Genomic DNA, 12,777 nt, shown 5'->3' on the forward strand with positions numbered 1-12,777 from the left:
CCGCTCAAACGAACGACACCTTGTCGAGCAGCAGGTGCGAGATGGCGGTGAAGCGCACGCCCTCGACCTTCGCGGACACGATGCGGCTGTACTGCGAGAAGTAGCTGATGATCAGCGGCGTCTCGTCGAGCAGCAGCGTCTGGATCTTGCCGGCGGCGAGCCGCTGCGCCTGCAGGTCGCGCGCCTTGCCGTACTCGAGCAGCAGCGCGTCATAGGCCGGGTTGTTGAAATGCGCGGCATTCCAGGCGCCCGAGCTCTTCAGCGTCGCGTTGAGGAAGATGTCGGGCGTTCCGCGATGGCCGAAATCGGTGATGCCGAGATTGGAGTCCAGCCATGGCGAACTGCCGAACGTCGCCGAGCCGTAATAGGCATCCTGCGGCAGCACGTTGAGCTTGATGTCGATGCCGGCCTTCTTGGCGAAGTTCTGGATGATCACGGCATAGTCTGGAATGTCGTAGGCGCGCTCAGTGGTCAGCGTCACCTCGAAGCCGTTGGGCACGCCGGCTTCGCCAAGCAGGCGCTTGGCTTCAGCGATGTCCTGCTTGCGCTGCGGCACCGCCGGATCGGCCGAGGGGAAGATCGGCGCGAACGGCGTGTCGTTGCCGACGATGGCGCGGCCCTTCAGCAGGCCCTTGACCACGGCCTCGCGGTCGATGGTCAGCGCCAGCGCGCGGCGGATACGCTTGTCGGTGAACGGCGCCTGGTCGGTTCGCAGATGCGCCGGATCATGCGAGCTGGCCTGCACGCTGAGCAGCTTGAAGTTGGGATTGCCTTCGATCGCCAGTTCCAGCCGTGTGGTGCTGGGGATGACGTCGAGCTGGCCGGCCTGCAGCGCCAGCACCTGCGCCTGCTCGTCGTCGAAGAACTTGATCTCGACGCGGTCGGGCAGCGCCTTGTCGCCCCAATAATCCGGGTTGCGCACGAAGCTGGCGCCTTGCTTGGGACGGAACGACTCCAGCTTGAACGGGCCGGTGCCGTTGAAGTTCTTCTCGAAATCGCCGGCATAGTCGGCCGGCAGGATGACGGCATTGTAGACGTCGGAGGAAACGTAGAACGGGAAATTGCCGTTCGACTGGTCGAGATCGAAGGCGACTGTCTCGTCGTCGACGACCTTGGCGCCGCCCTTGGAGAGGATGCCCTTGTAGGCCGACAGAGCCGATGAACCGCTGGCCGGATCGACCAGCCGCTCGAAGCTCGCCACCACGTCCTTGGCAGTCACGCTGCGGCCGTCATGGAACTTGACGCCGGGCCGCAGCTTGAAGGTCCAGCGCTTGGCCGTCTCGTCGGCTTCCCACGACACGGCTAGCTTCGGCTGCAGCCCGTCCTTGGGATCATCGAGGATCAGGTACTCGCCGACCTGGCTGAGAACACCGATGCTGGCCGGATCGGTGATGGTGACGGGATCGATCGCCTTGGTCGGCTGGCCGAGACCGACGCGGACCGTGCCACCGGTGGTCGCCGCGCGTGCGCCCGATGTGAACAGCCCCTGCGAGGCGGCAAAGCCGGTGAGGCCGAGAAGTGCCGCGTATTTCAAGAGGTCGCGGCGCTTGAGGAAGCCCTGCGCATATTCATCCACGGCGACATTCCAGATGTCGCCATTGTTGCCGCGGGTCGACTGGTTGCGCAGCAAATCGATGTCGGAACGTTTGGTCATTTTTTCTCTTTCTTGAATTGGAAGACGGGCTTGAATGGGAGGATGGGCATGAGTGGGTGGGAGAGCCGCCGTCAGGCCGGCTGGCCGTCGAGATGGATGCGGTCGACCGCTTGCGGATAGAAGGCGATCAGCCCTTTGATTTTCGGCATTTCGTCGATCGGGTCGCGGTAGCTCCACGCGATGTCGGGACGGATCGAACCGTCCTTCAGCAAACCTGACCAGTAGGACGCGATGCCCTTGTAGGGACATCGCGTCGTCGAATTCGACGCCTTCAGCCGCTCCAGCCGGACATCTTCCGGAGGCAGGTAGAAACGCGTCGGCAGATGGGTTTCGAACAACAGCACTGGGCGGTGGCTGTCGGCGATTATCTCGCCGTCGAACCAGACCTGCACATGGCTGGAGCTTTGCAGCACATCGATGCGCGCATAGGGATCGCGGGCGTGGACGAAGACCTCTTCTTCCTCCTCGAACCACTGGTCGACAGCCTTCCAGGTGAAGGCGATACGGCCGGCGAGCGGCGCCAGGCTTTCATCCGGCGGTGCTGTGAACGACCACGCCGCATTGGCGGCGCGCTTGTCGCCACTGTCGATGTCCCAATAGGCGGTCTCGCCGCCGACCGCATGCGGCTCGCGATGCAGGGAGGGTTTCAGCACCGACGGATCGACCGCGGAAGGCGGGAAGAAATAGATCGGCAGGAAATGGTTGGAGCGCAGCACCAGCACATTGCGGCTGTCGGCGATGGTGCGGCCGCCAAACTTGACGCGGATGCGCTTCGGGCTGTGCAGGACATTGACGAGGCGCGGGGCAGTGGCCTCGCGGGGCTGAAGGTTTGGCGCGGCGGTCATGATTGCCTCCTCAGGACACGGCGCGCGCATTGGCGCGCTGCTCGGCGAAGCGGTTGGCGGGGCGGGCAAGGCCAAAACGGTCGCGCAACGTGCCTGGCGCATATTCGATCGGGACCAGGCCGCGCCGCTGCAGTTCCGGCACCACCTGCTCGGCGAAATTCACCCAGTCTTCGGGCAGCAGCGGGAACATCAGGTTGAAGCCGTCAGCCGCACCCGCGACGAACCAGTCTTCGAGCTGGTCGGCGATCTGCTTCGGCGTGCCGGCCACCGTCGGCACCGAGCCGCTGTTGGCGAGCTTGCGGGCGATATCGCGCAGGCTGAGATTCTGCTTCGACCATTGCTTGACGCGGTTGAGCGAGGTGCGCCCGCCATTGAAGGTGCTCTCGTCCGGCAGCGGCGGCAGCGGGCCATCAGGCGGATAGGCCGAGAGGTCGAGGCCACTCCAGCTCGACAGAAGGTCGATGCCGACCTGGTCGGGAAGCAGGCTCTGCAGATACTCCTGCTTGTCGCGGCCTTCGGCTTCGGAAGCCGCCACGATCGGCAGGATGCCGGGCAGGATCTTGAAGCTCTCCGGCCGCCTGCCATGGCGGGCCAGCCGCTCATTGATATCCTGGCGATATTTGATGCCGTCTTCCCTGGTGCTGTAGATGGCGAAATGCGCATCGGCCTGGGCGGTGGCGAAATTCTTGCCGTCCTCGGACGAGCCGGCCTGGACGATCAGCGGATGGCCCTGCGGCGGCCGCGAGACGTTGAGCGGCCCGCGCACCTTGAAATGCTTGCCCTTGTGGTCGATCGGATGGACCTTGTCGGGGTCGGCGAAGTAGCCCGTCTCTTTGTCGATGAGGAGCGACTCGTCCTCCCAGCTGTCCCACAGCGCCTTGACGATATCGAGGAATTCGCCGGCGCGCTCATAGCGGAAGGCATGTTCGATATTGCCGTCGCGGCCGAAATTGCGCGCTTCCTCGTCCATCGCCGAGGTGACGACGTTCCAGGACGCCCTGCCCTTGCTGATATGGTCGAGCGAGGCGAACATGCGCGCGACATTGTAGGGCTCGCTGTAGGAGCTCGACGCCGTGGTGATCAGGCCGATATGCTTGGTCACGCTGGCCAGCGCCGACAGCAGCGTCAGCGGTTCGAGCCGGGCATTGGCGTAATGCGCGACGCCGCTCTTGACCGAATCCCAGATCGACACGTGGTCGGCAACGAAGATGGTGTCGATCCTGGCCCGCTCGGCAGCCTGCACCAGCTCGCGATAATAGTCGAAATCGAGCACTTCGCGTCCCGGTGCGCGCGGATGGCGCCACGACATGCGATGGTCGCCCTGCGGGTTGAAGAAGAACGCGCTGAGGATCATGTGCGACATGCCGGTCCCTTCCCTTCGCTGCGGAAAATCGGCGGCGCGACGGCGTATGGCCGTGCTCCAAAAATCTTCCAGTCAGCGAAAGTTAGATTGCGCTGAAGCTTAATTCGAGTAATTTTATAGAGATTGTTCCATACGAAAGCGGAAGCGATTGCCCCTGATCGCCGCGCGCGCAGAAAGTGGTTTCCGGTCATCCATGTCTTCGGTTCTAAACGTCGAGCACCTCTCCGTTTCCTATCGCGGAGCCAGGCACATCCACCGCGCGGTCGATGACATATCGCTCCGCATCGGCCAGGGCGAAGCGCTCGGGTTGGTTGGCGAATCCGGTTCGGGCAAAAGCTCAGTGGCGCTGGCTGTGCTGCGCTATCTGCCCAAGCATGCCCGCGTCGAAGCCTCGCAGCTGGCGTTCGAAAATCGCGAGATCCGCGACCTCTCGACCAACGAACTCCGCCGGCTGCGCGGCGACCGCATCGCCGCCGTCTATCAGCATCCGGGTTCGGCGCTGAACCCGAGCATGACCATTGGTGGCCAGATCACCGAGACGATCCTGCGCCATCGCCCGATGCATCATGACGATGCGATCGGGCGCGCGGCCCAGCTGCTCGGCCGCGTCCGCGTCGCCAACCCCGAGCGGGTGCTGCAACTCTATCCGCACGAGCTGTCGGGCGGCATGCAGCAACGCGCCAACATCGCTATTGCCATCGCGCTCGACCCATCGCTCCTGGTGATGGATGAGCCGACCACGGCGCTCGACGCCAGCGTCCAGTCCGAGATCATCGCCATCCTCGACGATCTGCGTCGTGAGCACCGCACCAGCATCCTTTTGATCAGCCACGACATCAACCTGATCCGCCGCTCCTGCGACCGGGTCTCGGTGATGCAGGCGGGCTCGATTGTCGAAACCGGTGCCGCAGGCGACGTCTTCGACAATCCGCGCCACGCCTACACAAGGGCGTTGGTCGCCGCCATTCCGACGCTCAACCGCACCAAGCGCGACGGCAGGCTGGCCGAGGATGCGAGCCCCATCGACCTCGCTTCGGACGTGCCTGAAGGCGAGAGCGAGGACAACAGCGCCCTGCCCGCGCCGCAGCGCGAAATCGCCGTCTCTTGCCGGGGTATCAAACAATCCTTTGGCGGCCAGCCGGTGCTGCACGGCATCGACCTCGACATCGCCAGCGGCGAGACTTTTGGCCTGATCGGCGAGTCCGGTTCCGGCAAGTCGACGCTGGCCCGCATCGTCACCGGACTGCAGCCGCCGACGGCGGGCAGCGTCGAGCTGTTCGGCAAGACCGTGGCACCGCTGGTCGAGCGGCGCCAGCCAAGCGAGCGGCGGGACGTGCAGATGGTGTTCCAGTCGCCCGACCGCACGCTCAACCCGCGCCAGCGCATCAGCCGCATCCTTGGTCGCCCGCTACGCCGCCTGGCCGGCCTGCCCCGTCGCGCGGTGCCGCAGCGCGTCGGCGACCTCCTGGCCTCGGTCCGGCTCGCCCGCACAACGGCCGAACAAAAACCCGGCACACTCTCCGGTGGCCAGCGCCAACGCACCGCCATCGCGCGCGCCTTCGCCGGCCTGCCCAGACTGGTCGTGCTGGACGAGCCGACCTCGGCGCTCGACGTCTCGGTGCAGGCAACGGTGCTCAACCTGCTCAACGATCTGCAGAAGAGCAAGGACACCGCCTATCTCTTCATCAGCCATGATCTGAGGGTCGTGCGCTACATGGCCGACCGCATCGGCGTGCTCTATCGCGGCCGCCTGGTCGAGACCGGTTCCTCCGACCAGATCTTTGCCGGCCCCAACCATCCCTATACGCAGATGCTGCTGGCTGCGTCCTCCAACGATGGGCAGGCCGCGACCATGGCCGAAGCCCAAGCCGCCATCGAAGCCGGCCCCAGCGGTTGCGCCTTTGCCGGCCGTTGCCCCTTGGCTGACGCTGGCTGCCTCAAGGCCGAACCTGTGGCCACGGAGGTTGAAGCAGGCCATTTCATCGCCTGCTGGAAACGCGCTGGCTGATCGAGCCCTATCCGCCGGCACGACATTCCAGCCTATCCGCACTGCCCTGTCCGACCGGGTGCATCCCTACCGTTGCGGCAGAGATAATTATCATGTTAAGTTGTTGATCGTTGCATCAGGGCATAAGCCCGCGCCACAATCCCGCAAAAGACGGGAAGGCTGTTTGAGGAGGAAACGCATGCACGCCCATCATGTCAGCGTCGCCGACGGCGAGGCTTTCCTGTCGACATCGCGCCTTCTGTTCGGCCCGATCACGCAGCGCTTCCCGCGCGGCACGGTGCCGTCGATCCCGCAACTTGTGTCGGTCAATCTCGGCGCCTGCCGGCTGTCCGAGATCAAGGCCAATTCGCATCTGGTGGTCAACGACCGGCTGTTCTGGCGCAGCTTCGATCCCGACGCGATCAAAATCCTGATGCAGCTCTCCGGCCGTAGCCGCTTCGAACAGCAGCAGGTCGCGGTCGACCTCGGCCCGCAATCGGCTGTTATCTATGACCCGGTGCGCAGCTACTCCCTGCAGAACCTCAGTGATGTCGACCAGCTCATCCTGCAGGTGCCGCGCTCGACCTTCGGCGACGACACGCTCGCCCGGCTCTCCGCGCCCCTGCCGCTGCCCGGCAACGGCGACAGCCTGACCCACATTGTCTCCGGCCTGATGCAGATGGCGATCGGCGAGGCGCACAAGCTCGACGAGGCCGGCAGCCGGCGCGTCGGCGACAGCCTGGTCCAACTCGTCAACGGCCTGATCCAGGCCAAGCCGATGGCGCCCGAATTCCGCCGCTCGCCTCTCGAAGCGCTGCGCGAGCGCATCGTTGCCTATATCGACGCCAACCTCGCCCGCAGCGGCCTGTCGGCCGAGGACATAGCCCGCCACATGGGCTGCTCTCGCCGCTACCTCCACCGCGCCTTCGAAGGCGAAGGCGCAACGCTCGAACGCTTCGTCTGGGACCGCCGTCTGGAGCGCAGCAAGGAAGAACTTTTGTCACCTGCCCGCGCCTCGGCCTCGATCTCCGAAATCGCCTTTGCCTGCGGGTTTAACTCAAGCGCGCATTTCTCCCGCGCCTTCAAGGCCCGGTATGACGTGGCGCCGCGGGAGCTAAGGGAGCGGTTACGGGCGGTGGTGCACTAAAGGCGCCAGCAACCCTACGCTGGCAGCGACGGCTCGGTGTTGACCTCCAGCGCCTCTTCCGCCTCGTGATCGTCCGGAAGCTTATCGCCATGCACATCAAGCGGCCGGCCGATCCAGACCGGGTCGACCAGATGGTCGCGCTTGGGGTTGGTCGTGTTCGGGTGGATGAGGATGCTCAAGCCGCCATGGTTCAGCATCAGCCACGGAACCAGCGCGCCGAAAATCTCGTTGGCGAAGGAGACCTGATACATGGGCTGGTCATGCGGGCCGACTTGCCGGTCGTGCCAATTGCCCAGGCGCACCCGGAAGCGCTCGCCGATGCGAAGCCGCAGCCATTCGGCATGCTGCCGCTCGGCCTGCCCGTCGAAGTAGATGTGGGCGTGATAGCTGGCGATCTCCGCCAGCGGCCGTGGACTGTCTTCGCTCATCTCGATGCTCTCCCCGCAGCGTGTCCGGCCATTGAGCCCAACAACGCGGTTTTAAGCAAGGCTACCCGACCGCCCCGGAGGGATCGCGCCCCGGCCAATCGCATATGCTGGCGCTAGCCCCTCTCCGTCTCGGCTTCGCCGAGCCACCTCTCCCCCGCTCTCGCGGGGGCGAGGAACCCAAGCTTTTTTAGGCCGCCACCTCGGCGGTTAGCGTTCCTCGCCCCCATGAAATGGGGGAGAGGTGGCCGCGAAGCGGACGGAGAGGGGGCTGGCGCTGGCGTATGTCATAGCCCCTGCCCCGACCCGGAGAGAACGCGTCTTGCTGCTTGATGCGGCGCCACCGCCACGAAGACGCGCAATGGCCGGGACCATATTAGCTCGCGATATTGTGTATGGCTGGCCCTCAAGACTTCCCCTATCAACGACGCAGCTTTTGCCCATCCAAGGTTCCCGGACAGCCCCGTTCGGGGAGGAAATGTGACGCGTTTTAACTGGGAGGGAATGGGGGTCGACAGGCACCGCCACGGATCCGCTGACAAGCGGTAGGCGGGTCATTCGGACCTGAGGACGAGAGCGTGCGGCGCCAAAAGGCGTGCTGAACGGGCGGCGTCCATCATCTTCAATCCTGCAATCAACGCGGACCACTGAGGGGGCTGGTCGAATGTCGTTCTTTGTCTTTGCACTCATCTTCGGCTTCATTCTCTGGCGGCAGCTGGGCAAGAGCTCGCGCCCGGAAAAAGCCGTTCAGCCAGAAGCGGGCCGCCCCGCTTCACCGCTGGCCGCCTTCACCGATGACGGTCAGGACATCGCCGTTGATGTCGCCGGGCTGGTCTCGAACTTCCTCGGCCAGAACAGCAAGGACTTGATCGAGCAGGTCGTCAGCCGCGCCGTCCAAGACTCCAGGATCGGAATCGATCGCGCCGAAACCATTGAGCCGATCGTGCGGACCATCTCGTCCGCCCGACCGCCGGCGCTTGAAAAGCGGCGGACAAAATACCTGCTCGACGGCGATGGCGGCTACCGCCAGCACACCGACCGCACCGCCCGGCTGCAGCAAGCATTCGGCGGCAAGGGCCTCTGTTCGCCGCTTCATTCAGGGCCGGCGAAAGCACGGCAGAAAAATCGCTGAGCCGGAGCCATCCAGCTCTGCTCAGCCGCAAGTCAACAGGCATCAGGCACGCGCTGGGCGTGCCGGTACATCAGGAGGGGAATTCATTATGGCAATCACCAGACAGGTCATCACGTCGCTGCAGCGCGACGGCACGGACGCGCTCGGCACCAGGACCGTGGCGATGAAGATCGTCGACGAGAGCATCGTGTCGGGCTCGCTGCTGACGGTGGAAAGCAACCACTTCTGCATCCTGAAGTCGCGCGGCGCGGTGCTGAACGTCTACGAGACCGGCCAATATGCGCTGCAGACGCCGGACAAGCCGCTGGTCGGATCGGTCGTGCAAGGGTTCTTCGGCGGCTCCTCGCCCTGGGTCTACGAGGTCATCTACATCAATCGCTCCAAGCTGCTGGCGCGCAATGAGGGCGTCGCCACCTCAGCCGAGATGGCGGAGATGGCTTACGTCGTCGACTACTACATCCACATCGACAGCAAGGAAGAGGCGCTCGATCTCATCACCCACATGCCCTTCGCCGGCGCCGTGATCGACACCAAGGAAATCGCCGACTATGCCGGACCGGCGATCGAGCAGGCGATCAACCAGATCATCCAGGTCACCAAGATGGAGAACATCAACGAGCGCATCAGCGACGTGCGCGAGGCGGTGAAGCTGCACCTCACCGATTTCCTGAAGGTCTACGGCATCATGCTGAACGACCTCAAGGTGCTGATCATGCCGCGCGACGAGCGCATGCGCGAGTTGATCTCGCTGCAGGCGATTGGCCTGAGTCCAATCGAGGCGGTGCGCTATTATCTGGCGCTGCGCATGGCCGACAAGGGCCTGGTGTCGGCGCCCAACGCCGCCGCCGGCCTGCCCTTCAACATCGGCGGCCAGCCGACGGGCTTCTATCCCTTGGGCGATGAGGTGGGCGCGACAAGATGAGTCATCTCAAGGTGATTACCCACCTCGTCGCCGGAGACATCCGGCCTGCCGTTCCCGCTTGAGACAGCGAGGGGCCATTAATATTATGACCGATATTAATGCAAAATCTTGCGGCGAGGCCCCCACAAGAAAGCAAATGCTTTCAGGTGGCAATAACAATATCGGCATAGAGGATTATGAACGAGAATTCGGCTTTCTGCGATTGCCGGGGATGCCGCAGCCAAGCCAATACGAAAATAAGCAGAGGTACATATTTGTGTACTATTTGCGCATGATAATGATCACGGCGGCGGCATCTCTATTTGTATCTTTTGTGGTATGCATAGCAATTTGCTTCACTGGTGATAAATATATTTCAAGCCTATATGACAGCAGCGCATATTTTTTAAAAGTCTGGCCTTGGGGCGAATCCATGCAATGGCAACTTGGATTTGCCGGACGGATGCCGGAGCCAGATCAAAGAAAATTTGTCGTTGCTTGCAGCACGATTAGCGGGACATGGTTGATCTGGCTGTCATACGTCGCATGTTCTGGAGTCTTTAGTGGCAATAGACGTAGCTTTTTCGATAGCAAAGGGATTTTCATGTTTGCTTTTATTGCAGCGATCGCCTGGCTATGCGCATCACAGGATTTATCCAATAATCCTTCTATCGGACCTTCTTTATTCGATACGTTCCCACAATTGTTGGTAAAAATGACATTGATAATATCATTTGCTTATTGGTCTTTGGGATTTTTCATATTCTTGTTTCTGGCAAGAATTAGAAGATCAGCACCAAAACTTTAAATACTTAGCAAAAAATTTCTTTATTCTGGCTTCTGTCAAGCGAAAGGGATGCTAAGCGTGATGGGCGATATCGAAGGAAACCGTGCGGCGGAGGCGACAAGATGAGCCGCTTCTACGAGGCCGGGCCGCTCGCCAGGGTCGGCATCAACCTGTTCTACGGCTATGGCTACAATTTCTACCGTCAGGAAAACCAGCTGCGCGCCGACGACCAGCGCGTGCGCGAGATGGCCTGCTCCCTGCTCGGCCGCGCCCGGGCAGCCGTCGACGACGCCGAGGCCCGCTACCGCCGCGAGAACATCCCGCCGCCGACGCGCGCCAACCCATTCCCCGACGCGACGATCGTCGCCAACGCCCAGGCGCTCGAGCGCCTGGGCCGCGAGGTCGGCGCGCTGGAAGGCCTGATCCGCCACCAGCCGGTACCGGAAAACGACCGCATGAGCCAACGCTACCGCCAGGAAACGAACACGCTCGCGGCCTTGGCGGAGAAGGATGCAGTGCTGGTTGGGCAGGCGGAGTTGTTGCGCTCGATGCTGGAAGGCGTGGCGGGGGATGCGATGCTGGCGGGCAGGCGCGAGATCGAGGTGGGGATTGCGGCGATCACGGCGACGTTGCGGGAGAGGCAGACGTTTTTGCTGTGAGGCGCCCGCCCCATCGAGCCGGCGTCAGATCCTGCGGAGCGCGTCAGCAGGAAGAAGGCGCGTGGCGCGCCAGGCTGGGTAAAGCGCACCGAGAGGCCCAGCGATGAAGACGAAGATCAGCGCCTGCGCGATCGACCAGCCTGACAAATAAGGCACGATCAGGCCCGCCGCGAACTTTGTCCTCGCCGCCATCTCCATGGTAAGGGCGCCGAGAATGATCCCGATAATCCCGCCGGCTGCGCTCATGATCATGCCTTCGATGAGAATGAGCCGAAGAATTCGCCGCGGAGACCAGCCTAGCGCAGCGAGAACTCCAATCTCGAACGTCCGTTCGTTCACCGCCATCAGGAGTGTATTGGCAACGGCGACAGAGGCCATCGCCATGACAACCAGCGAAATGGTCTGGGCAATCGCCCGAAGCAGATCGAAGATGCGGATGCTGTTGGCAAACTGCTCGGTATCGCCCACCGCGAATCCCGGTGCGGCGGCGATGAGCCTGGTTCGGGCAACGGCGATGTCGTTCTTGTCGAGCGGGCGCTTCAACCTCACCTCGTACAAGGTAAACACGTCCGCCCGCGACAGGAGTTGCTGCAGCCCTTCGAGCGGAACGATCGCGCTGTTCTGGTTCAGCACCGACGAGAACGACGCGATGCCGACAATCCGATAGGGCTGGAACTGCAGCTCGACGGTATCACCGACCCGCTTGTCCAATGCGGTGGCGATCGACTCGCCAAGGATCACGGGCCACGGGTCCCCCGATGCAGGGGGGCGCCCCGCCACAAGGTGCATGTCTTTCCACAGGAAGCTGTCGCTCGGCCAGCCGGCCATGACAATATTCGCGGCGTCGTCAGCGGTGGTGATGTTCAGGAGAACGCCCGACACGGCCTCGACGTTCGGCACCGCGGAAAGACCAGAGCCCAGCGAGCTGGGCACGGTGCTGCTCACCAGGTTGAACGCACCGCGCTGGCTTACCACCAGGTCCGCGCCGTTCTCATCGATTCCCGATGCGAACGAGCGCTGGACGCCGGCGGTCAGGCCGGTAAGCGCCACAAACCCCGCGACCGCCAGAGCGATGCCGAGAACCGTGAGCAGGGTGCGAAGCGGACGCGCAAGGAGACCGCGCAAGGGAAGGGTCAGCTCTGTCATGGGTTAGCTGATCCCCGACGCCGGCGCGGGCGTCGGCATCGCCGCCATTCGGCTGTCCGAACGGATGCGGCCGTCGGAGATCTCGACACGCCGACCGCACAGCGCGGCCACGTCCTCGTCATGGGTCACCACGATCACCGCGGTACCGAATTCGCGATGCGCGTTGCCAATGATGCTCATCACCGACTGGCTCGTCTGCACGTCGAGGCTTCCTGTCGGCTCGTCCGCAACGAGAAGTTTCGGACGGTTGGCAAGTGCGCGCGCAATGGCAAGCCGCTGGCGCTCGCCGCCCGAAAGCTCGGCCGGCCGCAGCGTAGCGCGTTCGGCAAGACCGAAATGGGCCAGAAGTTCGAGCGCGCGAACGCGACGCTGCCGCGCTCCGCCGAGGTTTCCCAGCAAAGCCACTTCGATGTTCTCGCTCGCCGATAAGGACTGGAGCAGGAAGAAGTTCTGGAAAACGATCCCGATCCTGCTCGCCCGCACGGCCGCCCATGCGGCCCTCCCGCTGATGGCCCGTCCTTCGAACCGGACTTCGCCGCGCGTCGGCCGGTCGAGCCCGCAGACCAGGTTCAGGATCGTGGACTTGCCGCTCCCGCTGCGGCCGACAATGGCCACGGTCTCGTCATCCTCGATCGCAAGCGACACACCGTCGACGGCGACAATGCGGCCGCCGTCAAAGTCGCGGCCGACGTTGCTCAATTCGACGAGGAGGGACATGAGCACAAGCGAGG

Annotated in this window: 12 protein-coding genes; 6 read left to right on the forward strand and 6 right to left on the reverse strand. The window is 63.3% G+C overall.

Features of this window, described 5'->3' with window-relative positions; genetic code table 11:
- Positions 1–4: 4 nt before the first annotated feature.
- The 3 genes from AC1DX4_RS24935 to AC1DX4_RS24945 form a co-directional block, all read right to left on the reverse strand.
- The gene (locus AC1DX4_RS24935; protein WP_477222828.1) at positions 5–1,654 is read right to left on the reverse strand and encodes an ABC transporter substrate-binding protein; all 1,650 of its coding nucleotides are present in this window, start codon (positions 1,652–1,654) and stop codon (positions 5–7) included.
- Positions 1,655–1,725: 71 nt separating this feature from the next.
- A complete protein-coding gene (locus AC1DX4_RS24940; protein ID WP_477222829.1) occupies positions 1,726–2,499 on the reverse strand; it encodes a DUF427 domain-containing protein in 774 nt (257 codons plus the stop codon).
- A gap of 10 nt (positions 2,500–2,509) precedes the next feature.
- The gene (locus AC1DX4_RS24945) at positions 2,510–3,862 is read right to left on the reverse strand and encodes an LLM class flavin-dependent oxidoreductase (protein ID WP_477222830.1); all 1,353 of its coding nucleotides are present in this window, start codon (positions 3,860–3,862) and stop codon (positions 2,510–2,512) included.
- A 193-nt stretch (positions 3,863–4,055) separates the two neighbouring features.
- Here AC1DX4_RS24945 and AC1DX4_RS24950 point away from each other — a divergent pair, with 193 nt between their 5' ends.
- Complete coding sequence (locus AC1DX4_RS24950) at positions 4,056–5,870, forward strand: dipeptide ABC transporter ATP-binding protein (protein WP_477222831.1); 1,815 nt, start codon at positions 4,056–4,058, stop codon at positions 5,868–5,870.
- 178 nt (positions 5,871–6,048) lie between these two features.
- Positions 6,049–6,996, forward strand: a complete 948-nt coding sequence (locus AC1DX4_RS24955) for a helix-turn-helix domain-containing protein (protein WP_477222832.1) — start codon at positions 6,049–6,051, stop codon at positions 6,994–6,996.
- Positions 6,997–7,010: 14 nt separating this feature from the next.
- Here AC1DX4_RS24955 and AC1DX4_RS24960 read toward each other — a convergent pair whose 3' ends face one another.
- Positions 7,011–7,424, reverse strand: coding sequence for a DOPA 4,5-dioxygenase family protein (locus tag AC1DX4_RS24960; RefSeq protein WP_477222833.1), 414 nt, complete (start codon positions 7,422–7,424; stop codon positions 7,011–7,013).
- Positions 7,425–8,085: 661 nt separating this feature from the next.
- On the opposite strand from AC1DX4_RS24960, the gene AC1DX4_RS24965 reads away from it, so the two are divergent.
- The 4 genes from AC1DX4_RS24965 (at position 8,086) to AC1DX4_RS24980 (ending at position 10,900) form a co-directional block, all read left to right on the forward strand.
- Entirely contained in the window at positions 8,086–8,553 is a 468-nt protein-coding gene (locus tag AC1DX4_RS24965) for a hypothetical protein (protein WP_477222834.1), read from the forward strand.
- An 88-nt stretch (positions 8,554–8,641) separates the two neighbouring features.
- On the forward strand, positions 8,642–9,475 hold the full coding sequence (locus AC1DX4_RS24970; RefSeq protein WP_477222835.1) for an SPFH domain-containing protein: 834 nt from the start codon (positions 8,642–8,644) through the stop codon (positions 9,473–9,475).
- An 85-nt stretch (positions 9,476–9,560) separates the two neighbouring features.
- Positions 9,561–10,262 carry a hypothetical protein gene (locus AC1DX4_RS24975; protein WP_477222836.1) on the forward strand — a complete coding sequence of 234 codons (702 nt, stop codon included), beginning with the start codon at positions 9,561–9,563 and terminating at the stop codon, positions 10,260–10,262.
- A gap of 101 nt (positions 10,263–10,363) precedes the next feature.
- Entirely contained in the window at positions 10,364–10,900 is a 537-nt protein-coding gene (locus AC1DX4_RS24980) for a hypothetical protein (RefSeq protein ID WP_477222837.1), read from the forward strand.
- A gap of 24 nt (positions 10,901–10,924) precedes the next feature.
- Here the strand turns inward: AC1DX4_RS24980 and AC1DX4_RS24985 are convergent, their stop codons facing one another.
- Together AC1DX4_RS24985 and AC1DX4_RS24990 are read right to left on the reverse strand one after the other, a co-directional pair.
- A complete protein-coding gene (locus AC1DX4_RS24985) occupies positions 10,925–12,046 on the reverse strand; it encodes an ABC transporter permease (protein WP_477222838.1) in 1,122 nt (373 codons plus the stop codon).
- A 3-nt stretch (positions 12,047–12,049) separates the two neighbouring features.
- Positions 12,050–12,763, reverse strand: coding sequence for an ABC transporter ATP-binding protein (locus tag AC1DX4_RS24990; RefSeq protein WP_477222839.1), 714 nt, complete (start codon positions 12,761–12,763; stop codon positions 12,050–12,052).
- Between the last annotated feature and the right edge of the window lie 14 nt (positions 12,764–12,777).

It is taken from the genome of Mesorhizobium sp. P3_A8 (assembly GCF_056402995.1).

Excerpts from the sequence above, each read along its gene's own strand:
- AC1DX4_RS24935 (WP_477222828.1), bottom strand. The coding sequence starts at position 1,654 with ATGACCAAACGTTCCGACATCGATTTGCTGCGCAACCAGTCGACCCGC.
- AC1DX4_RS24940 (WP_477222829.1), bottom strand. The coding sequence starts at position 2,499 with ATGACCGCCGCGCCAAACCTTCAGCCCCGCGAGGCCACTGCCCCGCGC.
- AC1DX4_RS24945 (WP_477222830.1), bottom strand. The coding sequence starts at position 3,862 with ATGTCGCACATGATCCTCAGCGCGTTCTTCTTCAACCCGCAGGGCGAC.
- AC1DX4_RS24950 (WP_477222831.1), top strand. The coding sequence starts at position 4,056 with ATGTCTTCGGTTCTAAACGTCGAGCACCTCTCCGTTTCCTATCGCGGA.
- AC1DX4_RS24955 (WP_477222832.1), top strand. The coding sequence starts at position 6,049 with ATGCACGCCCATCATGTCAGCGTCGCCGACGGCGAGGCTTTCCTGTCG.
- AC1DX4_RS24960 (WP_477222833.1), bottom strand. The coding sequence starts at position 7,424 with ATGAGCGAAGACAGTCCACGGCCGCTGGCGGAGATCGCCAGCTATCAC.
- AC1DX4_RS24965 (WP_477222834.1), top strand. The coding sequence starts at position 8,086 with ATGTCGTTCTTTGTCTTTGCACTCATCTTCGGCTTCATTCTCTGGCGG.
- AC1DX4_RS24970 (WP_477222835.1), top strand. The coding sequence starts at position 8,642 with ATGGCAATCACCAGACAGGTCATCACGTCGCTGCAGCGCGACGGCACG.
- AC1DX4_RS24975 (WP_477222836.1), top strand. The coding sequence starts at position 9,561 with ATGACCGATATTAATGCAAAATCTTGCGGCGAGGCCCCCACAAGAAAG.
- AC1DX4_RS24980 (WP_477222837.1), top strand. The coding sequence starts at position 10,364 with ATGAGCCGCTTCTACGAGGCCGGGCCGCTCGCCAGGGTCGGCATCAAC.
- AC1DX4_RS24985 (WP_477222838.1), bottom strand. The coding sequence starts at position 12,046 with ATGACAGAGCTGACCCTTCCCTTGCGCGGTCTCCTTGCGCGTCCGCTT.
- AC1DX4_RS24990 (WP_477222839.1), bottom strand. The coding sequence starts at position 12,763 with ATGTCCCTCCTCGTCGAATTGAGCAACGTCGGCCGCGACTTTGACGGC.